The organism is Paraglaciecola psychrophila 170 (genome assembly GCF_000347635.1).
In the GTDB taxonomy this organism is placed as follows: Bacteria; Pseudomonadota; Gammaproteobacteria; order Enterobacterales; family Alteromonadaceae; genus Paraglaciecola; species Paraglaciecola psychrophila.
On sequence record NC_020514.1, the window covers coordinates 647,539 to 669,225 of the forward strand.

The 21,687-nt window shown below is 39.9% G+C and carries 20 protein-coding genes and 2 pseudogenes; 9 read left to right on the forward strand and 13 right to left on the reverse strand.

Annotated elements, in window-relative coordinates:
- Positions 1–174: 174 nt before the first annotated feature.
- Positions 175–519 carry a hypothetical protein gene (locus C427_RS28435; protein WP_187292378.1) on the forward strand — a complete coding sequence of 115 codons (345 nt, stop codon included), beginning with the start codon at positions 175–177 and terminating at the stop codon, positions 517–519.
- A 496-nt stretch (positions 520–1,015) separates the two neighbouring features.
- On the opposite strand, the gene nspC is transcribed toward C427_RS28435, so the two are convergent.
- The 5 genes from nspC to C427_RS02890 form a co-directional block, all read right to left on the reverse strand.
- Entirely contained in the window at positions 1,016–2,155 is a 1,140-nt protein-coding gene (nspC, locus tag C427_RS02870) for a carboxynorspermidine decarboxylase (RefSeq protein WP_007636308.1), read from the reverse strand.
- Positions 2,156–2,288: 133 nt separating this feature from the next.
- Positions 2,289–3,491, reverse strand: a complete 1,203-nt coding sequence (locus C427_RS02875) for a saccharopine dehydrogenase family protein (RefSeq protein ID WP_007636310.1) — start codon at positions 3,489–3,491, stop codon at positions 2,289–2,291.
- Between the two features lie 122 nt (positions 3,492–3,613).
- A complete protein-coding gene (locus tag C427_RS02880) occupies positions 3,614–4,156 on the reverse strand; it encodes an AAA family ATPase (RefSeq protein WP_007636312.1) in 543 nt (180 codons plus the stop codon).
- Positions 4,153–4,782 carry a nicotinamide riboside transporter PnuC gene (pnuC, locus tag C427_RS02885; RefSeq protein WP_007636313.1) on the reverse strand — a complete coding sequence of 210 codons (630 nt, stop codon included), beginning with the start codon at positions 4,780–4,782 and terminating at the stop codon, positions 4,153–4,155. The genes C427_RS02880 and pnuC overlap by 4 nt, the downstream gene beginning before the upstream one ends.
- A gap of 174 nt (positions 4,783–4,956) precedes the next feature.
- Entirely contained in the window at positions 4,957–5,874 is a 918-nt protein-coding gene (locus C427_RS02890; protein ID WP_007636315.1) for a 1-aminocyclopropane-1-carboxylate deaminase/D-cysteine desulfhydrase, read from the reverse strand.
- A 63-nt stretch (positions 5,875–5,937) separates the two neighbouring features.
- Between C427_RS02890 and C427_RS02895 the strand changes: the two genes are divergently transcribed.
- Together C427_RS02895 and C427_RS28685 are read left to right on the forward strand one after the other, a co-directional pair.
- Positions 5,938–6,324, forward strand: a complete 387-nt coding sequence (locus tag C427_RS02895) for an MAPEG family protein (protein ID WP_007636322.1) — start codon at positions 5,938–5,940, stop codon at positions 6,322–6,324.
- A gap of 247 nt (positions 6,325–6,571) precedes the next feature.
- The gene (locus C427_RS28685; RefSeq protein WP_007636324.1) at positions 6,572–6,826 is read left to right on the forward strand and encodes a MerR family transcriptional regulator; all 255 of its coding nucleotides are present in this window, start codon (positions 6,572–6,574) and stop codon (positions 6,824–6,826) included.
- A 167-nt stretch (positions 6,827–6,993) separates the two neighbouring features.
- On the opposite strand, the gene C427_RS02905 is transcribed toward C427_RS28685, so the two are convergent.
- The 4 genes from C427_RS02905 to C427_RS02920 form a co-directional block, all read right to left on the reverse strand.
- The gene (locus C427_RS02905; protein WP_007636326.1) at positions 6,994–7,512 is read right to left on the reverse strand and encodes a DUF6436 domain-containing protein; all 519 of its coding nucleotides are present in this window, start codon (positions 7,510–7,512) and stop codon (positions 6,994–6,996) included.
- A gap of 3 nt (positions 7,513–7,515) precedes the next feature.
- Positions 7,516–7,734, reverse strand: a complete 219-nt coding sequence (locus C427_RS02910) for a hypothetical protein (RefSeq protein ID WP_226991083.1) — start codon at positions 7,732–7,734, stop codon at positions 7,516–7,518.
- A gap of 15 nt (positions 7,735–7,749) precedes the next feature.
- Positions 7,750–8,271 (reverse strand): methyl-accepting chemotaxis protein, encoded by a 522-nt coding sequence (locus C427_RS02915; protein ID WP_015430379.1) that lies wholly within the window; start codon positions 8,269–8,271, stop codon positions 7,750–7,752.
- A gap of 189 nt (positions 8,272–8,460) precedes the next feature.
- Positions 8,461–8,997 carry a hypothetical protein gene (locus C427_RS02920; protein ID WP_015430380.1) on the reverse strand — a complete coding sequence of 179 codons (537 nt, stop codon included), beginning with the start codon at positions 8,995–8,997 and terminating at the stop codon, positions 8,461–8,463.
- Positions 8,998–9,548: 551 nt separating this feature from the next.
- Between C427_RS02920 and thrA the strand changes: the two genes are divergently transcribed.
- From thrA to ung, 4 genes and pseudogenes are all read left to right on the forward strand, one after another.
- Positions 9,549–12,011, forward strand: coding sequence for a bifunctional aspartate kinase/homoserine dehydrogenase I (gene thrA / locus C427_RS02925; RefSeq protein WP_007636331.1), 2,463 nt, complete (start codon positions 9,549–9,551; stop codon positions 12,009–12,011).
- A complete protein-coding gene (gene thrB, locus C427_RS02930; protein ID WP_007636333.1) occupies positions 12,011–13,006 on the forward strand; it encodes a homoserine kinase in 996 nt (331 codons plus the stop codon). The genes thrA and thrB overlap by 1 nt, the downstream gene beginning before the upstream one ends.
- 84 nt (positions 13,007–13,090) lie before the next feature.
- A complete protein-coding gene (gene thrC / locus C427_RS02935) occupies positions 13,091–14,374 on the forward strand; it encodes a threonine synthase (protein ID WP_007636335.1) in 1,284 nt (427 codons plus the stop codon).
- A 9-nt stretch (positions 14,375–14,383) separates the two neighbouring features.
- Positions 14,384–15,042: pseudogene (gene ung / locus C427_RS02940) on the forward strand (uracil-DNA glycosylase).
- A 483-nt stretch (positions 15,043–15,525) separates the two neighbouring features.
- Here ung and C427_RS24460 read toward each other — a convergent pair.
- From C427_RS24460 to C427_RS02955, 4 genes are all read right to left on the reverse strand, one after another.
- Positions 15,526–15,696 carry a DUF3545 family protein gene (locus C427_RS24460; RefSeq protein WP_007636339.1) on the reverse strand — a complete coding sequence of 57 codons (171 nt, stop codon included), beginning with the start codon at positions 15,694–15,696 and terminating at the stop codon, positions 15,526–15,528.
- A gap of 543 nt (positions 15,697–16,239) precedes the next feature.
- Positions 16,240–17,883 (reverse strand): glucose-6-phosphate isomerase, encoded by a 1,644-nt coding sequence (pgi, locus tag C427_RS02945; protein WP_007636341.1) that lies wholly within the window; start codon positions 17,881–17,883, stop codon positions 16,240–16,242.
- A gap of 99 nt (positions 17,884–17,982) precedes the next feature.
- Entirely contained in the window at positions 17,983–18,936 is a 954-nt protein-coding gene (gene tal / locus C427_RS02950; protein WP_007636343.1) for a transaldolase, read from the reverse strand.
- 315 nt (positions 18,937–19,251) lie between these two features.
- The gene (locus tag C427_RS02955; RefSeq protein WP_007636344.1) at positions 19,252–19,872 is read right to left on the reverse strand and encodes a DUF2799 domain-containing protein; all 621 of its coding nucleotides are present in this window, start codon (positions 19,870–19,872) and stop codon (positions 19,252–19,254) included.
- A gap of 180 nt (positions 19,873–20,052) precedes the next feature.
- Here C427_RS02955 and yaaA point away from each other — a divergent pair.
- Both yaaA and C427_RS02965 read left to right on the forward strand, forming a co-directional pair.
- Positions 20,053–20,830: pseudogene (yaaA, locus tag C427_RS02960) on the forward strand (peroxide stress protein YaaA).
- A gap of 314 nt (positions 20,831–21,144) precedes the next feature.
- Positions 21,145–21,540 carry a DUF3718 domain-containing protein gene (locus tag C427_RS02965; protein ID WP_007636346.1) on the forward strand — a complete coding sequence of 132 codons (396 nt, stop codon included), beginning with the start codon at positions 21,145–21,147 and terminating at the stop codon, positions 21,538–21,540.
- Positions 21,541–21,687: the final 147 nt, after the last annotated feature.

Here is a 21,687-nt window from a genome sequence, read left to right on the forward strand (position 1 = left end):
TCTTCTTTTATCTCTGTATCTGTTACGAAACCAGCTTTGATACTTTTTAACATTTTTGGGCTAGTCCTTGTGCACGCCACAAAAAAACGAAAAAGTCATCGATAAACCTTTTGTAAATAGTTTAAACGATTCCAATTTGTTGTAAGTTTTCACGTACATTTTCAGTCCTAGCACATGATGAAATCAATGGTGCCTGAAATTCAAACAAGCAGTAGCATCTTCGTCAATGGAAGCAACGTTTTGAATAGTTTAGCCGAAACCTATATTACCAAAGGGGATATGGATTTTCTAAATTACGTTGGTTCACCAGTAAAGATCTCTTCAACGGTTAAATTAAACAACCTAGCGATTTTAACCGCTAAGGGTAAACTGGGTCTAACTTCCTTTATCGATGGTATTGGCGGTTTGTGGGATACGGCCAGTGCAGCGGGTAAATCCGCTTGGGTCCAGTCACGTTCAGCTCTAAGTACTTTTAAGCAGTTTTTCGTTGGTATTTCCTATTACCGACTAAAATACTGATGATGTATGTGATGCCCATGAGCATTATAAAGTGTCTGATTTCTGGTTCGAAAGTAATCAGTTTTATATCTTCCAGTTGTTCATAAGCTATACCAACCACCATACCTACCCCTGAGGTTATGCCATAGTATCCATAGTGATTTTGCGTTGCAATTCGTCAAGGTTTATTAAATTTTTGACGTTCACCATTATCATAGCTACACCCAAATCGAGATGAGTGAACAGGGCAGTAATCGAATAGGCTGGTTGATAATCCCTTTGTATTCTGCACAAAATAGCAGCGGAGCGGTGCTAACTAATCATGCCAAGGCCCATAACGCTAATTGTAAAATGTAAGTGTTTTTACGTTCTGAACAGATTTTTCATCAGGTTTAAAATCATTCATAAGTCAAACTCTCAAGTCTAAAAGTAAAATAAGCTTTAATTTTAAATCGAGTGCAACTTCACGTTGTTTTTTGCCAAGTGTATTTGACAAAAAACAACGTATACATGATATCTAAGAGAGCTTATTTTTAAAGTCTTCGTACTCAAACTTACGTACTACTTCAAAGCTACCGTCTTTGCGAATAATACCAATGGAGGGATGTTCAACACCATTAAAGAAGGTAGTTTTGACCATAGTGTAGTGCATCATATCTTCAAATATTACCCGTTCACCTATTTGTAATTCGTGATCAAAGCTGTATAAATCAATGGCATCACCGGCTAGACAAGAGTTGCCACCGAATCTATAGGTATAAGCTTTCTCACCTGCTTTGCCTGCCCCGCGCACATCAGGCCGATAGGGCATTTCTAATACATCTGGCATATGGGCTGTGGCTGAGATATCTAAGATGGCTATTTTGTCTTGGTTTTCTACTATATCCACCACCTCAGCAACTAAGGTACCCGTTTGCCAAGCCACCGCTGAACCGGGCTCAAGGATAACAGTAAGGTGAGGGTGGCGTGCTTTGAATGCTTTTAATGTGGCGATTAAGTGGGCAACATCATAACCTTCACGAGTCATAAGGTGGCCGCCGCCAAAGTTAATCCACTTAAGTTGGGGAAGCCACTGGCCAAATTTATGTTCTACTGCTTGGATCGTTCGCTCTGTTGCAAAGGAGTCAGATTCACATAAGTTATGGATATGAAAGCCATCGATATCGGTTAAATCAGCGCACTGTAAATCTTTTGCTTTAATACCCAAACGGGAACCTGGTGCGCTTGGGTCGTAAAGTTCCGTTTCAGCTTCTTGATGTTCTGGATTGACCCGCAAGCCAGCAGACACACCAGCACTGACAATTTGTTGTTTGAATCTTTGCCATTGGCCTAAACTATTAAACGAAATATGGTCGGCCAAGTTAACTAACTCGTCGATATCGACAGGTTTAAAGGCGGGTGAATAGGCATGAACTTGTTTGCCTATTTCTTCTTTTCCGAGTCTTGCCTCCCAGACTGCACTGGCAGTTGAACCTTGCAAATACTGCTTAACTAATCCAAAAGTCGACCACATTGAAAAGCCTTTCAGTGCCAAGATGATCTCTACACCACTTGCTTGCTGCACTTTTTGCATGAGTTTTAAGTTAGCTTCTAACTTAGCTTCTTCACACACATAACAGGGTGAAGGTATATTCGGGTTTAATATCGGATGAGTCATAAGTCGCGTATTTAAGTTAACTTGTATTGAGGTGGTTAAAAGATCTGTGCTGGTGGCTTGTAAACAAAGGGATAAAGACTTTGAAGAGGGCTTCAAAGTCTTTTAAATGTTTTAGCTACGAGCGCATTAGTGGCTATTTGTTAAACGGGCTGCTGTCACATTCGATCACATGCCAAGGTAAACCGTGAGTATTGAGCATCGCCATAAAGGGGTCTGGATCGAATTGTTCCATATTCCACACGCCAGCTTTTTTCCAGGTGCCGTTTAACATCAGTGCCGCGCCTATCATGGCTGGTACACCCGTCGTATAAGACACCGCTTGGGCACCTACTTCTTCGTGACACTTAGCGTGTTCACAATTATTGTAGATAAAGATGGTTTTTTCTTGGCCATCTTTTATGCCGGTTATGTAAGTACCGATACAGGTTTGACCGGTGTATCCGTCGGCCAATGAACCAGGATCAGGTAATACCGCTTTTAAAAACTCTAAAGGTACAATTTGCTGACCTTGAAAGTCGATAGGTGCGATGCTTGTCATGCCGATACCTTCAAGTACCTTAAGGTGGGTTAGATAAGCGTCACCAAAGGTCATCCAAAAACGAGCTCGTTTAAGGGTAGGAAAATGTTTAACCAGTGATTCTAATTCTTCGTGGAACATCAAATAAGAGGCACGCACCCCAATATTTTGATAGTCCAAATCTTCCCGTACGCTCAACGGATCAGTTTCTTTCCATTCACCGTTTTCATAGAAACGTCCACGCTGGGTGATTTCGCGAATATTAATTTCTGGATTGAAGTTAGTCGCAAAGGCTTGACCGTGATCACCGCCATTACAATCAACTATGTCTAAATAATGAATTTCATCAAAATAATGCTTAGCTGCATAAGCCGTGTAAACATTGGTTACGCCGGGATCAAAACCGCTTCCCAATAACGCCATCAAGCCCGCTTTTTGAAATTTCTCTTGGTACGCCCATTGCCACGAATATTCAAATTTGGCGACATCTTTGGGTTCATAATTAGCCGTGTCCATATAATCTACGCCCGTTTCTAAACAGGCATCCATGATGGCTAAGTCTTGGTAAGGCAGCGCTAGGTTTACCACCAAATCAGGTTTGACTTGGTTGATGACTGCAACCACTTCACTGGCATGATCTGCATCAACCGCAAATACGCCTTTGACTCGGTCTACACCGACTTCTTTTTGTAGTGCTTCACATTTTGAAACTGTGCGACTTGCTAGGTATATTTCATCAAACAATTCAGGCAAACGAGCACATTTTTTTATGGTCACAGCGGCAACGCCGCCAGCGCCAATGATTAGAACGCGAGACATAGTGAGTTCCTAATAATCTAAATTACATATAAAAGTTGAATGCTAGCAGTAATTTATTGTGGTGCAAGTTGAATATTCAAAAACGCAGCTGAGTTTGCTTATTCCCGAGTTAGATTTTGAAATCAATTGGTGCATATTTCAACTGATACCAGCCCAAGTGACTTAAGAACTGTTTGTTTTCTTTGTTTGATGTCACCTGATGCTAGAATATATTTTATACCATACTCTTTAAGGTACTTAAGGTTAAACGCTTGAAATTCCTGACGATTAGCATCGCCCGAACGCTCCCATGTATCGTCGTATGGGATATCATCATCACATAGCACTACCAAATCGTAGCGTTGCCAGCACTGTGTTGCTAGCCGCTCTAATTCGGGCAATGCTGTTTGGTGGTAATGCATAGCAAAGTGCCAAGTGGTGAAAGCGTTAGTATCACAGAATAGAAATTTGTTAGCCCTCGAAGCTGATTGATTTTCCCAAAGGTTTTGAGTTTGCGCAATATGCAATAGCTGCTCTGGCGACAGTCTTCGGTCGATTTGATGCTGTAACCAATAGTCGCGACCATATTCAGGCACTGTTATGCTGTTTAACTTATCGGCCAATGCTTCACTCAAGGTAGTTTTACCAGTAGAAGGGCCACCTAAAAAGACAATCTTTTTGATCACGAATTGTGTTGTCCTTTATTCGAGTTATTGGGATTAGAGACTGAGTATTTATACCACTGCCATTGACCGACAATAGCCATTACCAAAAAACAGGCGTACAAAGCTGAAGTTGGGAATAAGCCTTTTTGCCAATATATTGCAATCGCTACAACGTCTACGACAATCCATACCATCCAGTTCAATAATTTTTTATGTGACAGTAACCATTGTGCTGCCAAGCTAGCACAAGTGGTAAAGGCATCAGGGTAGGGGAAGCTAGCATCGGTGTATTGATTCATTATCGTACCGAGTAAACAAGTGCTCGTAATAATAGCGATAATCCATAAAACATATTCCTTAGTCGTCCCTTGGTTTACTATCACGTGTCCGGTTGAGTCTTGAGCGTTTTTCCACAGCATCCAACCATAAACTTGAAAACCAATATAAAATAGGTGTAACGCCATATCCGAATACAGTTTCACATCATAAAAAATCCAAGCATAAATACTGACCTGCACAAAGCCAAAAGCAAAACACCAGATGCTACGTTTTATGATTAGGTAAACACAGAGAAAGCCAGATACTGTTGCCACCCATTCTTGCGGTGATGCACCTGCGAAGCCCTGTAGCCAGTTAAGCCAGTCCATAAAAACCTGAAAAAATGTTGGAAGTTATCACCAGATTAACTAGCAATGGCTTCTCTTTGTGCAAGGAGAACTAGATTTGTATAAATAAAAAACATCAATGTAAGGTTGCTTTCTAATAGGGGAGCTTAATAACACACAATTTACAGTATCTTTGATGAGTAAAGCAATGATGACTTACCTAGCCCCCTGCAAACCACCAGTATGCAGGGCTAATATACGACTATTTTGGGGAAAGTAACCATTGTTAATCAGGTCTCGCAATGCAAAAAATAATTTTCCGCTATAAACCGGCTCTATCTTTATTTCAGTTTGTTGATAAAAATCGTCACAAAATTCCTTAAGTTCATGATTGGACTTCGCGTAACCACCAAAATGATAATTGTGATTGATTTGCCAGTTTTTGTTGTTGTCATCCTCAACTAGTAGATCCCTAACGAGTTGTTCTAGGTAGCCTTCACCTTTTAATACGCCAATACCTAAAATTTGACAACTATGATGTTTTACATTTTGGGTTGCGCCTTTTATTAATCCAGCAAGGGTACCGCCACTAGCTACTGGAGCCAAAATATAATCATATTGAACTTGCAGTTCTTGAATTATTTCTTCTACACCTTGAAGCGCTTGTTGCTGCGATCCGCCCTCTGGAATAATCAAAGCATCGGGATATAGTTGTAGAAGCCTTTTCAGGTAATCAGGTTCGCCTCGTTGTTGGTAGGTTTTCCGGTCAACATATAGAATATTGGTTTTCCAACAGATTAAATCTTGCAACATAGGGCTAGGGTTGTGTGAATAATCTCCTCTGATAATGGCGGTGAATTGAATGTTGAGTTGGTGGCAGCAATAACCTAAAGCGTGCAGATGATTGGAAAACCCACCTCCAAAACTGATGATATGTTGTGTCTTGGCGGCAATCGCAGGCGTTAAAGCATGCTTTAGCTTGCGCCACTTATTGCCCGAGATGACAGGGTGCAGCAAATCATCCCGTTTGACCGCTAGAGTGATGCCGTATTTTGCTCCCCAATTAGGTTGAATAATGGATTCAGCTGAAGAGGTGGTTATTGTTAACTGTGATAATAAATTATTTTTATTCACGCTATTTTTGTTTTAACCTCGTTATTTAAATATCAGTTAGTTAATTAATGTAAAGGCATCACTATGAGCATCATTATAATCTGTTTATTTATCGTAACTGTAATGCCCATTCTCGCTAAAGCACCCTTGGCTTTGGCTATGAGTAAGGCTGGTGGCTATGATAATCGAAACCCACGAGAGCAACAAAAGTCTTTATCGGGTTTTGGCGCTAGAGCAAAAGCGGCTCACGAAAATTGTTTTGAAGCGTTAATCATGTTTACCCCTGGAGCACTAGCAGTGCTTGTTACAAATAATGCAGGGCAGTTAGCAGAATATTTTGCAATTGCATTTGTTGCCTCAAGGTTAGCTTATCTAGTTGCCTACTACTTTGATAAACATGTATTACGCAGCACATTTTGGAGTATTGGCTTTATCTCCTCACTGTCACTGGTTTGGTTGGCTATTCCTTAATTTATAGCTACCTATTAAGGCGTTCGGTTATTACTTGAAATACATAGTGCCATTGTATATTTCTAAGATTTTTTCAATGCTGTTTTAAAGTGATTTTTGATAGTGGTTGTTAGGTTTTTCATCATATTTACCTCGTTGAGTTAACGTGTGCTGTTTTCGATAGTGTAATGTTAAAACCTCATGTTAGATTGAGGTAAAGTGTTTTTTCTCTATATTTAATATACTTGTTTACTAAGAGGTGCGGGTGATGGAAGACGCTAATTTTTCAGTAGGTTATGTTGCCAAACGGACTGGGGTGAAGATTTTAACGCTGCATTTTTATGAACAAAAAGGATTGATTAAAAGTTGGCGCAATCAAGGTAACCAAAGACGGTATAAGCGAGATGTGTTACGCAGAATATCTGTCATAAAACCCGCGCAAAAGTTAGGGATCAGTTTGAGCAGTATCCATCAAACCTTCTTAGGTATGCCAGATGGTCGGACACCTGATAAAAAGGACTAGGCGCAATTGTCACAACGCTGGCAGCAGCGATTGGATCAGCAAATTCGTGGGTTGACCAAGCTTCGAGACTCACTCGATGTTTGTATTGGATGTGGTTGCTTATCTATAATCCAGATGATGAATTACAAGTGTCGGGTCCGGGTCTGGTTATTTTAGATAGAGACTGACTACGTTTCGCAATAACATCCTTTTGCATCCATAATAAGTATGGTGTTTTCAGCTGTGCTGCTATTTATTTGGGGTAGTAGCGCGTCGACTAACCCCGTGCCTTGTAAACACCCATACCCTTCTGAACAGGGCCCTAGGTATATCAGTTCTTTTAGTGCGCCCACTATGGCGACGGCTGGAGTCGATGGAACAAATTGAGAAAATTCTGGTAGTGTCTTTATATTAATATGAATATTGTGGAAACCGTTAGCATGCATATCATTAGACAGACGAGTTATATGAGGTTGCGCCAGCGTTTCGCAAAAACAATTATTATCAGAAAATTGTATTATCGATTGTCCAATTGAGGAGTGATTTTTTTGTAATTGCTTGTCGAAATTTTGTTCGAATTCGATATCAGTGATAGCCATTGAGAGTTTTGATTGAGGATCAAATTCGTTAAGCTGACTGGCAGAAAGAGACAACAATCCTGCTGAACAGGCAATATACCAAATACCGACAACCCATTTAACAGACATAGTTTATACCGAAAATTGTTGTAGCTGTTGCTCAAGCTTTTTGCACAATACGGCTAGTTCTAGCGCCTCGTTTTTGACGATATTGACGTTGTTTTGTCCTTCGCCAGATAACTCCAGCAATAAACGTGTCGAGTCATTAATAGATTTGACATTTTTAGATTGCATATCCGCAGATGACGCCACAGTGGTAATATTGTCTGATACTAGTTGGAAGCTATCCACCACGCTATCCATTTTTTACATAGCGATGCCCGATGAGCTAACCGCCTCGTCAACCATAGTCACGCAGTCATTCATTTGTGTGACTGACGTGTTTGCACTGGTTATCAAACTTACTGTTATTTTTTCTATTTCTTCTGCGCTTTCTTTGGATTTTATTGCTAGGTTTCTAACTTCGTATGCTACCACCGCAAACCCGCGGCCATGTTCTCCGGCTCTAGCGGATTCGATGGCGGCGTTTAATGCTAATAAATTAGTTTGTTCAGCGACAGATTTAATGGATTGCATCACTTCTGAAATATTATTGCATTTGTTACTGAGTGTTTGGATAGCACTTGAAGCTAAGGTCAATGTTTGCCTTAACTGAGACACATTTTCACTTGAACCTGCAATAGAGGCTTTGGTTTCTACCGTGCTACTTCTTGCTCGTTCTGCGTGAACATTTGACTCTTTTGAACGCACGGCAACTTCTGCAATGGTATGTCTTATTTCTTCTATAGATGTTGATATTAATTGCACTTGCTGTGCACTGATTGACACCGATTTATCAAGGGTGCCGGAAGAGTTATTTACCTTTTGGGCAACAGTTGAAACGTTACTGCTAAGAGAATTTGACTCTTTAATTAAAGACTTAAACGCTTCGATCAGGGTATTAAATTCTTGAATGCTTTGAATGTCACTGGGTATTTCAACCTTGAGATTTTAAGAGTCTTTTTCATGCATAATGCTTTAAACTATTTTATTCAGTATCAGCGCCCCGCTAGCTTCGTTAAAACTACTTCTGGCCATAATACCTAGCAATACACCTTCAGCTACGGCAAATGCAGCGTGAATGGCTAAGGTGTGAAGTGACACTCTGCCCTCTTCGAATATCAATAAGGCACCACCACCGCTTTGCACAAAGTAAAAAAGAACATGGTGAACCGCAACTGTGGCCGAAGCAACTGCGATCGTTTTCCAATAACGAAAATAAGACAAAAACGCTAACATCACGAATATTTCAAAATGCAGCTCTGTCATACCGTAAGCTTGCTGAATATGTAGCGCGGCAAAAAGTTGAACGGCTATCGCAAAAGCATATCGACTAATAGGTTTGGAAGCATGGGTATAACTGAGGATGATTGGTAGAGCCAAAATAGGTAAACCCAATAAAAATGGTTCAGTCCAGCTAGAGGTGAAAAACGCAATGAATAGTGATATTAGCCACTGTACAATGACCACGATCCTAAAAATTTTATTAGCACTGTCTACCCAAGGATAAATCATATGTTTTTACATCTTAATTTGTATGTGGGTACTATCGACCATCATAATAAATTTACAAAAGGTAATTAGTCGTACATTTCAATGATTTTTTACTGCAATCAGTATCTTGGCATTAAAATATAAAGCCAATCTTAGTGGCTTTGCAATAAAGCTTAAATAATAAGTGTTGCAACGATAGCGTTGTGATACCAAAGTCTAAGTAAGCATTATTAATTTCTTTCATTATGTAAAACTCCAACATACCCGCCTCTATTTAAGTTCAAATAATGGAGCGTTAGAGCCGCAGAAGTTGGTGCAGGAATATCAAATAACAAAACAACTCGAAGTGCTAGTTGACATATAGACGTCTATACGGCAAATTGCGTATATGAAAACAATAAAATCACTCACTACCAGCATGCTGATGATTATTACCTTTAATAGGGTGGTCGCTGGCTAGTGCAAAAGCATTACACATAAAAAGCCCGCAACCACCGCGGGCTTTTTTGTTATTTGGGTGCCTAAAAAATACGTGGTAAACACAGAGTGTTGAAACAGGAAAGGAGTTAAATATGAAGGTATTGAAGTTTGGCGGGTCGTCTCTCGCTGATGCGGAACGTTACTTAAGAGTAAAAGATATTAGTATCGCATGCCACAATGACGTGGGCGCGGCTGTTGTATTATCTGCTCCAAAGGGCGTGACCAATGCCTTATCGTTATTGTGTGACGAAGCCGCAGCGGGGAAAGATTATGGAGAATTGTTTGCAAAATTAAATATGGTTTTATTTGGTATTTTAGATGACTTAAAAATTAGCTTACCAAATTTTTCTCAAGCTAAACTGGCCGATTTCATTCAACATACTTTAAACGACCTGAATCAGCATCTAGAAGGCTTTGCATTGCTGCGTTGTGCGCCTGAGCAAGTTGTTGCGAGAGTGTTGAGTGTTGGTGAATACGTCAGTGTGAATATTTTCAGTGAGATTTTAACCAGCCTGGGCCATGCGAACTGCATTATCGACCCGGTTGACTATATTGTTGCTGAAGGTGACTACTTAGACAGTATTGCCGATGTTTCTGCTAGCAAGGCACGCTTTAGTGATGTCGATATCTCCGGTGACAAAATCTTAATCATGCCTGGATTTGTTGCGGTTAATGATGCCGGTGAAAAAGTCACCTTAGGCCGAAATGGTTCAGACTATTCCGCGGCTATTTTGGCTGCCTGTATTGATGCAGAATGTTGTGAAATTTGGACCGACGTAGATGGCGTTTATAATGCTGATCCAAACCAAGTAGAAGGCGCAGTATTACTTGATAAGCTGACTTATCAAGAAGCCATGGAGCTGTCTTATTTTGGCGCCAAAGTGCTACACCCTAAAACGATTGGTCCCATCGCTCAACACCATATCCCATGTTTAATTCGTAATACGCTTAATCCATCTGCGCCAGGAACGTTAATCAGCAACGAAGCGAGCACTAAATGGACTAGCGTAAAAGGAATATCGCATTTAGATGATATGACCATGTTTAATGTAGCAGGTCCTGGCATGAAAGGTATGGTCGGTATGGCCAGCCGTGTGTTCGAAATCATGTCTAATGCAAATATATCTATTAGCCTGATCACCCAGTCTTCATCTGAATACAGTATTAGTTTCTGTATTCATAGTAAAGATGCGAGTCGTGCACAGGATTTATTAGAAGATTCATTTACTTTAGAGCTAAGCAATCATTTACTGGACCCGATTGAAGTACGCCATGAATTGGCTATTGTGACATTGGTAGGTGATGGTATGCGCCATTCTAAAGGTTTGGCTGCTAAATTCTTTAGCTCATTGGCACAAGCAAGAGTGAATAACGTGGCGATAGCACAAGGATCATCTGAACGCTCTATTTCCACTGTAATCGAAGCCAACAAAGCGAAAAAAGCCGTTAAGGTAGTGCATCAGAATTTTTTCTCAAATCTGCATGCAATCGATGTTTTTTTAGTGGGCTGCGGTAGCGTTGGAACAGAGCTCTTAGGCCAAATTGCACGCCAACAAGCATCTTTACTTGAAAAAAATATAAGTTTAAAAGTATACGGAATTGCAAACAGTAAAAAATTATTATTGCAATCTAACGGTATCGACTTGAATGTTTCTTGGGAGCAAGACCTAAACCAAAGCGACAAACAATTATCCCTCGAAAATTTGCAGGATTTTGTGCACCACAATAGCTTGGTTAACCCTGTTATAATTGACTGTACTAGTAGCTCTAAAATCGCAGAACAATATCCTCAGATGATGTTAGATGGCTTTCATGTTGTCACACCAAACAAAAAAGCCAATACAGCCAGTACTGAATTTTATAAATTGTTACGCGAAACAGCCCAAAAAACCAATCGGCAATTTTTGTATGAAACCACAGTAGGTGCGGGTTTACCTGTTATCGATAATTTACAAAACTTGTTTTATGCCGGTGACGAATTAGTGCGTTTTGAGGGAATATTGTCCGGTTCATTATCCTTTGTGTTTGGGAAGTTAGACGAAGGTTTGAGTTTGTCTGAGGCAACTGAAATTGCTAAAAAGAATGGTTTTACTGAGCCTGATCCACGTGATGATTTAAGTGGTATGGATGTAGCCAGAAAATTACTGATTATGGCTCGTGAATCTGGTTTAACTCTTGAGTTATCTGACATCACCATAGAACCCATATTACCGTCATCTTTTGATGCCAGTGGCAGTATCGATGATTTTATGACACGTTTACCTCAATTAGACGATTATTATGCTCAAAAAGTAGCGGCTGCGAAGGATGAAGGTAAAGTGTTGCGTTATGTTGGCTCGATTGATCATGGCAAGTGTGTGGTCAGTATTGAGGCGGTGAATGAGTCGCATCCACTGTATATGGTAAAAGAAGGCGAAAATGCGTTGGCTATACATAGTCATTATTATCAACCTATCCCATATGTCATAAGAGGTTATGGAGCTGGTGCTGCGGTGACGGCCGCTGGCGTATTTGCAGATGTCATGCGCACTATGCCCTGGAAGCAATCTATATAATGTCAGAAGCAAATATGAAAAAATCGATACTTAGAGCTTATGCGCCAGCTTCAATCGGAAATGTGAGCTTAGGTTTTGACTTACTGGGCGCAGCATTAAAACCAATAGACGGCAGTTTATTAGGTGATGAAGTCGATATCGAAATTGCAGAACAATTTAGTCTTGTCGTAACAGGGCGGTTTGCCGACAAATTGCCACCTGATCCAGATAGCAATATTGTCACTCGCTGCTATCAGCATTTTATTGCTGTGTTAGAACAGCAAGGCCATGCAAAAAGCGCTATCCCCTTACTTAAAATGACACTGCATAAACATTTACCTATTGGCAGTGGTTTAGGGTCTAGTGCTAGCTCGATTGTGGCCGCTTTACATGGTTTGAATCAGTTTTTTGCTGAGTATTTTGGTAAAATCCCTTTTACTGAAAATGAATTATTATTGATTATGGGTGAACTGGAAGGACAAATTAGCGGTAGTGTACATTATGATAATGTTGCACCATGCTTTTTAGGTGGTCTAACCTTAATGGCCGAACATAAAGAACAAGTAGCATTACAATTGCCGATGTTTGAAAACTGGTATTGGGTGTCTTGTTACTCGGGAATGAATGTATCGACAGCTGCGGCGCGAAATATTTTACCCAAGCAGGTTTCGATGTCAAATACGATCCAATTTGGGCGTCAGTTGGCAGTCTTTATTGACGCGTTATATCGAAAGGATGAAAAACTTGCCGCAGCTATGATGTTAGATGTCATTGCTGAACCTTACCGCAAATCGCTGTTGCCAAGGTTTGACGAGTCTAGAGCTTTTGCAGAACAACATGGCGCGATAGCTTTTGGTATTTCAGGTTCTGGGCCAACAGTATTTGCAGTGTGCGATAATATAGAAAATGCCAAAATAATTAATCAATGGCTAACTTATAATTATATTCAAAATGACACCGGTTTTAGTCATATTTGCCAGTTAGATACGAGTGGTGCATCCATAAGCCATTCTTGAAAGCGATAGCTTTCATCGGAGCTAATAACATAAGGCCAACGCCCTGTTATTAGTACAACACTTAAGTATTAAAAAGGTAGTAAAGTGGAACTCGTCAATTTAAAAGATGCCTCTGAGCAAGTCACGTTTGCAGAAGCAGTAAAAAAGGGTTTAGGCAAAAACCAAGGATTATTTTTCCCTAAAAAATTACCTAAATTTAATGATATTGAATCAATATTAACGATGCCTTTTGTTGAGCGCAGTGTAGAAATTTTAGCCACCTTAATTGGTGATGAATTACCCCGCGAAATGCTTGCAGGTATTGTTGAGCGAGCGTTTGAGTTTGGCGCTCCTTTGGCTAAGGTTACGGACAATGTGTATGCTTTGGAACTTTTCCATGGGCCTACATTAGCGTTCAAAGATTTTGGCGGTCGTTTTATGGCTCAGTGTTTAGTTGAAATATCAGATGGTCAGCCGATCACTATTTTAACAGCGACATCGGGTGATACTGGCGCCGCTGTTGCCCATGCGTTTTATGGCATCGAAAATATCAATGTAGTAATTCTTTATCCAAAAGGTAAAATCAGCCAGCTACAAGAGAAGTTATTTACAACGCTTGGTGGCAATATCCATACCGTGGCAATTGATGACGATTTTGACGCTTGTCAGCAATTGGTGAAAAGTGCCTTTGATGACCTTGATGTACGTGATGGATTGCACCTCAACTCTGCCAACTCTATTAATATAAGCCGATTAGCTGCGCAAGTTTGTTATTACTTTGAAGCCGTGTCACAGCTTACGCCAGCCGAGCGTGAAGATTTAGTGATTTCAGTCCCTAGTGGTAATTTTGGTAACCTGACAGCGGGTTTAATTGCAAAAGTTATGGGCTTACCAGTCAAACATTTTGTCGCCGCCACCAACTTAAACGATACGGTGCCACGTTATTTAAAAACGGGCGAGTGGGATCCTAAAAACACGGTTGCTACTTTGTCTAATGCAATGGATGTGAGCCAACCCAATAACTGGCCACGAATTGAAGCCATGATTGAGCAAGGTCAGGTCGACAAGTCTGATATTTCGGGCGCCACAATCGACGAAGAGTACACTCAAGTGGCAATGCGTCAATTAGCGCAATTAGGGTACGTAAGTGAACCCCACGCTGCGATTGCTTACAAAGCGTTAATTAGAAAAATGGAAGAAGGGCAAACTGGTATCTTTCTAGGTACTGCTCATCCCGCTAAATTTCGTGAAACGGTAGAAAATGTTTTAGGTCAGCCTATCAGCCTACCGAAACCTCTTGCAGATTGTGCTGGTAAAGAAGGCTTGTCAGTTGAATTACCTTGTGATTATCAGGTTTTAAAAACACATTTGTTTAGTTTATTGGGCTAATTTAAACAGATGACCACCTGGGCAGATATTTTCGGTCAAGAAAAACAGCAACCTTACTTTCAGCAGATAATGAAATTTGTCGAAAGTGAGAGGGCTGCAGGTAAAACTATTTACCCACCTAGCCAAGATGTCTTCAATGCCTTCAACCTAACTGAGCTGGCTAAGGTTAAGGTAGTGATATTAGGACAAGACCCTTACCACGGCCCTAATCAAGCTCACGGGTTATGTTTTTCGGTATTACCAGGCGTTAAAACACCTCCTTCGTTGGTGAATATATATAAAGAATTAGCTACTGATATTTCAGGGTTTACTATTCCGCAACATGGCTTTTTACAAAGTTGGGCAGAGCAAGGAGTGTTGTTACTTAATACCGTGCTGACAGTCGAACAAGCACAAGCTCACTCTCATGCAAAAATAGGTTGGGAACGATTTACTGATAGTGTCATTCAACAGTTGAGTGAACATTGTAATGGACTAATTTTTTGTTGTGGGGTAGCCACGCACAGCGAAAAGGCTCGGTAATAGACACACATAAACATCATGTACTCAGTGGCCCCCATCCATCTCCATTATCAGCGTACCGAGGCTTCTTTGGCTGCCAACATTTCTCTCAAACCAATGACCTTTTAAAACAGCAAAGTAAAAGCCAGATTAATTGGCAAGTTTAACCTTATAGCCAGTTAACCTGCCTAAAATAACAATTAGCAATCAGTGGCGAGCTTTAAACAAAAGCTAAATATTTAAACCACATGGAAAAATGAGTCTGATGTGATGCCGCATACAAAGGTAAAAACGGATGTATCACCTTATCTGTGTAGCGATAGCGCTCATTTTCCTCTGTGGTGAATAAATTTTGTCTTTTATTTTGTCGCTTGAAAATTCAGTTACGTAACTAAAAACTAAGAGCAATAGACTTTAAACCCCAGAGTAAAAATCACATAGACCATTTTCTCTGTGAAGCGATAGCGCTCATTTTCCTCTGTGGTAAATAAATTTTATCTTTTATCATGTCGCTAGTAGATTCAGCAACGAAGCTAAAATTTAAGAGCAAAAGAATTTAAACCCCAGAAGAAAAATCAAACAGATCTTTTCTCTGTGTAGCAAAGCGGTATGGGTAACATAAAAAAGCCCTGAGATTCAGGGCTTTACATTTATAAAAATTCTAATGCATCTTCAGATGACATTCCTAACTCTCGTAATTCTTGTTTAAGTCGCTGTCTGTCGTGGATGGCTTCAATCTCTCGCCATTTGCGTTTGTTTGCTTTGTTTTTAGACGACTTGGTCTCTGAATCTAAGGTAGACAATAATTCGGACTTATCCATTTTGATCTCCTTTCTTATTTTTTATAGCGCAGTGATTACAAAAATACTCTTCAAGCTTTTGTGATTATCGACATAAAACAATAGCTTAAATACTGTTTACCATACAGAACGTCAGAATAGTATAAGTATTTGTCCCTTTTATTAACAAAAAGTGAATGTTTAGTGACAAGAAAAATTATGTAGGAGTAGCTACGATACCGAAAGATAAGAGCAAAAAAATGTAAACCACAAAGAAAAAAGAGGTCGCCGAGTGCTGCGCACAGAGGTGAAAATGCGTATTTATCTTTACTCTATGTAACGATAGCGTTCAGTTTCCTCTGTGATGCATAAATTTTGTCCTTGGGATCATAGCTCACGAATATAGTTACGATACTCAATGCAAAAGAATTTAAACCACAGGGAAAATGAGATAAACGAGTGCCGTGCGCAGAGGAAAAAAGTGGATATATCTCTTTCTCTGCGTAGCGAAAGCGCTCATTTTCCTCTTTGGTAAATAAATTTTGTCTTTTGTTTTGTAGCTAGCAACATGTGCTTGCTTCGCGGTTATTCGTTGGCCCGTCTAAACTTGCTAATAAGCTGATTGGTTGATGCATCAAAGTTCAAGTTAGCCTCAGTGTTGAACAGTTTATCAAGTACTTGATTACCCAGTTCTTTACCTAGTTCCACCCCCCACTGATCGAATGAATTTACACCCCATATCGAACCCTGAACAAATACTTTATGCTCATACATCGCCACCAATGCACCTAAAGTTTTAGGGTCTACTTGGTTGAACAGCAAAGTATTGCTCGGCTTATTACCTGGCATGGTCTTATGAGTCGCAAGTGATTCAAGTGTGGCGTTGTCCAAGCCTTTTGATGCCAAATCAGCCTTACATTCTTCAAAGGTTTTGCCTTGCATTAAGGCCTGTGTTTGACCAAAACAGTTAGAGGCCAACATGGCATGGTGCTTATCATCTTGATTCGGGACTTTTAGCGGTAACATAAAGTCTGCAGGTACTAGCACAGTACCTTGGTGAATCAACTGGTGGAACGAATGTTGGCCATTGGTTCCTTCACTGCCCCAGATGATAGGGCCTGTTGCATAATCTACCTGTGTGTTACTACCTGCGATACGTTTACCGTTACTTTCCATATCCAGCTGTTGCACATAAGCGGGTAAACCACGTAAATAGTGATAATAAGGTAATAAAACGTGGCTTTGTGCACCAAAAAAATTCACATACCACACCCCTAACAACGCTAATATCATTGGCAGATTTTGCTCAATGGGTGCATTTTGGAAATGTTCATCCATTTCAAATGCACCTTGCAATAATTCACGATAGTTGTCGTAACCTATGGTTAATGCAATAGGTAAACCAATCGCAGACCAAAGTGAATATCGTCCGCCAACCCAATCCCAAAGAGGGAAAATGTTGTTTTCTGCCATGCCAAATTCAGTAGCCGCTTTAATATTTGAAGACACCGCAATAAAGTGCTTAGCAATATCATGCTGTGTTCCACCTGCCGCTAAAAACCAAGCTTTAGCGGTCAGAGTATTTTGTAAGGTTTCTTGGGTGGTGAAAGACTTAGATGACATCACCACTAAGGTTTCTTGATGATCAACAGAAGCCAAAACATCTTGGATATGACAGCCATCAACGTTGGCAACATAATGTACTTTCACTCCTTCAAACCCATAAGGTTTAAGGGCTTCTGACATTATTTTAGGACCAAGAAATGAACCACCAATGCCAATGGCGATAATCTGCTTCAAGGGTTTACCCGTATAACCTTTTCGCTGACCACTGTGCACGCTGCTAACAAAATCTTGGATCTTTTGTTGGCAAGCTAACACTTCTGGCATGACATCTTCACCGTCTACCAATACAGGTTTGCCGGAAAAATTTCGCAGTGCGGTATGCAATACAGCCCGCTTTTCGCTGTGATTGATGATTTCACCAGCAAACATTGCTTGGCTTTTTTCACTTACCTGACATTCAGTGGCAAGTGTCTGCAATGCTTGCATTACTTCATCAGTGATAATATTTTTTGAAAAGTCTAATTCAATACCACAGGCGGCTTGAGTAAAATTTTCAGCACGTTGCGGGTCTGCAGCAAACCAGTCACGCATATGTTGAGTTTTTATCTTTGTGGCTAAGTTTTCAAGGTTTTGCCACGCTGGTGATGAAGTTAGTGCTGTCATTTTATTTTCTCAATATAAGATAAAGATCAGGTATGGCTTTAAACACGACTAAAAAGCAAAAAGCGCCGAATTCGACGCTTTGAAAATTACTACGTTAGCTTACAAGTAGCTTCTTAACATGGCTTCCAATTTAACTTGGTCAGCAGCGAAGTTACGAATACCTTCAGATAATTTTTCAGTTGCCATGGCATCTTGATTCATATTCCAGCGAAATTGAGCCTCTGTTAAAGGTGCCCCAGGTGTTTTGGTTGCGCCGTTGTCTTTTAACTTAATCGGCAAAGGTGCATGTGTCTGTGATAATTCTTCAAGTAAAGCAGGACCAATAGTTAAACGGTCACAACCCGCCAATTCAGTAATTTCACCGGTGTTACGGAAACTTGCACCCATAACCACTGTTTTATAACCATGGTCTTTATAGTAGTTATAAATTTTAGAGACTGAGACAACACCCGGGTCTTCGGCCGATGTGTAGTCTGTTTTTCCTGTACTTTTCTTAAACCAATCAAGAATGCGTCCAACAAACGGAGAGATTAAAAACGCGCCGGCTTCTGCACAAGCTTGAGCTTGAGCAAACCCAAACAGCAACGTGAGATTACAGTTAATGCCTTCTTTTTCTAACACTTCTGCGGCTTTAATACCTTCCCAAGTAGAGGCTAACTTGATCAGTATGCGGCTTTTGTCGATGCCAGCGTCTTTATAAAGCGCAATCAACTTATGGGCCTTATCGATACTAGCATCGGTATCAAATGACAAACGAGCATCAACTTCTGTAGAAATCCTTCCAGGTACAATATTGACAATATCAGTACCAATAGTCACAGATAATTTGTCGCCTGCATCAATAATCTGTTGCTCGGCATCAGATGATTGTTGTTTCGCCCATGCGACAGCACTTTCTAAATGAGATTTATATTGCGGCATTTCTGCTGCTTTAAGTAACAGTGATGGATTAGTGGTCGCGTCTACCGGTTGGTATTTTTTAATGGCTTCAATATCGCCGGTGTCAGCCACAACAGTGGTGATTTCTCGTAGTGCTTGTAATTGGTTAGACATATTATCCTCTGTAAGTAATGACGCTTTATTCGCTATCGCTTTTTAATGTGCATAGCTTGGCAAAATTGATTAGGAAATCAAAGAAGTAAGGTGACTATCATATGTCTTAATGCTTACCGAATGATTATAAAAAACAATAGGGATAGGATATATCTGTTAAATAGCAGACGCCAGTAAAACGCCAAGATTGCGAGCAAAAATAATATGTATAAGAAATCACGCAATCGTAAGGCGCGCTTAACATTGCATAGCATTTATAAATAATGAAAGTTTTGCTCAAGCCCTCTGATAATTTAAGGCAATTTTTTTCTCTTATTAATAATAAGAGAATTCTTGTTTACCTAACTCATAAGTTTGAAGAGCGCTTTCAAACTCCTGTTTTAGTTCGGGTAAGGCACTAAATAGCTCATCCTGTTGTTGCTGGTATTGCACAATTTCATCTCTAATAATGATGCGTTGATCTCGTGTAAGGCCATCAGCAATCATGAGTTCGCTTTTTTCAGAAATACTGTGCTCAAGTCGATCTAAATTTTTATATGCGTCTTCGAGCTCAGCAGAGCGTTGATTTAATAATTTTTTCAAGCCATATAGGGTCTGACCATCTGCGAACCCAGCTAAAAATTCAGCTTCAAATTGTTCAGGGCAACTACGGCTATAATTTTTGCCCTTCTGACCTCGAGTGAAACCATTGTTTGCTGTACAAAAACGTTTAGAACCAGCAAAGTGTCCCTTTTGATAAGCCGTTAAGTCAGGAGTAACACCGTGCTCGGCGCACTCTTTTCTATGCTGAGAAATATGTGATTCGTTCTTACCGAAACTCCCGTCTTCAAAACCTATTAATTGCCAATTTGCGGTTAAACAATCTGATTCATTCATATTGGCGCAATTCGATAATAATAAACCGATGGTGGCGATGCCTAAAAATCTTAGGTACATATTTATCCTTAACTGTTCGTTACTTTGTTGAGTATGTTGTAAGTCAATAAAGCTTAATATTGGCTGAAGCGCTTTTGAAATACAAAGAAAATTAAAATACCAACTTGTATTTGGCAACGAATCCCACATATCAAAGAGATAGTTTTTAAATATAAATTTTTCATTACAGGATCGGATTGAATGTTAGTTGTTATCTCGCCAGCCAAAAACCTCGACTATGACACCCCAGCAGCAACCGACACCTATACTCAACCAGAAATGCTGGATGATTCACAGACGCTAATTACCCATTGCCAAACATTAAGTCCAGCTAAAATTGGATCGTTGATGAAAATCAGCGATAAATTGGCAGGCTTGAACGCGGACCGTTATGCCAGTTGGAACACACCCTTTAATACCCAAAATGCGAAACAAGCTTTATTAGCATTTAACGGTGATGTTTACACCGGGCTTGATGCAAGCTCGTTTAGTCAAGCAGACTTCGAATATGCTCAGCAACACTTACGTATTTTATCTGGTTTATATGGTGTGCTACGACCATTGGATTTGATGCAGGCGTATCGTTTAGAGATGGGTACCAAACTGGACATAGGCGTAAGCAAAAATTTATATCAGTTTTGGGATGAGCGTATTAGCCATAAGTTGAACGCAGCCATCGAAACCCAAGGTGACAATGTGTTGGTTAACCTTGCTTCGAATGAATATTTTAAAGCAGTTAAACCTAAAGTGTTGAATGCAGAAATCTACACACCTGTGTTTCAAGATTGTAAAAACGGCCAGTATAAGGTGATCAGTTTTTACGCTAAAAAGGCCAGAGGCATGATGGCACGGTATATTTTACGAAATCAATTAACCGAGGTGAGTCAATTTGCAACAGGTTGCGATAGTGGGCGGATATCAGTTTTCAACTGAAAAAAGTAAGGGCAATGAGTTGGTGTTTACACGACAAGAGCAGTAAATTTTTAAATTCAGAAATGGCCTTTCTAATATCTTGCGCCGAGAAGGCGCTGGATGCGAATTGAAAAATTGTATGTTGAGATAATAAACAATCAAAAGTTGTTATCGAGATGCACCTACACTCCCTGGATTCTTTAGGTTTGAAACTTTATACTATGTAATTTTTAAATGATTTCCATAAAGTTAAACTTATTAAGTCCCATACCTAAATATCATATTGTATATTTTTTAATCACTCAAACTACTCTTTAATGACCAATATTGAAACAGAACAAGTTTCATTTTTTCCTTAAATATAACTTCGAGAATTTGACCATGTTTAAATTAGTTAAAACTACCATCGCTGTCGCTACTATTGCTTTATTTACTGTGGGCAATGCTCAAGCCGATGTAAGTGAAGCGCTACAAAACATTTGTACTATTGTTAAAGCAGATGACAAAGGCGAACTACGTAAAAAAATGAAGCGTGTTGAATCTGATTTTAAACTTAAGCTTAAAGATTACTATCCTGGTATATCTTGTGGTGGTAATAGCCTTATCCGCACGGCTATGCTTAACAACGCAATTGAAACAGGTACCTTGATGGTTAAGAAAATGTCTAAAGGTGACTTAAGCGCTCCGGAGCAAGACGGCAAAACTGTCATCGCTTGGGGATCAGAAAATGGCTTAGACAACTCACCAATAATTGCTGTGCTTAAAGACAGAATTTAGACTCTGTAAAGAATTGTTCCTAAAGAACGATAAGTTCAACATGGAAGGTGAGTCGTTTTCTTTTTAAATCAGAAAGCTACTGACCATAAAAAAATGGCCTCTTTGAGGCCATTTTTTTATCTGTGAAAATAGAAGTGAGATACCTGC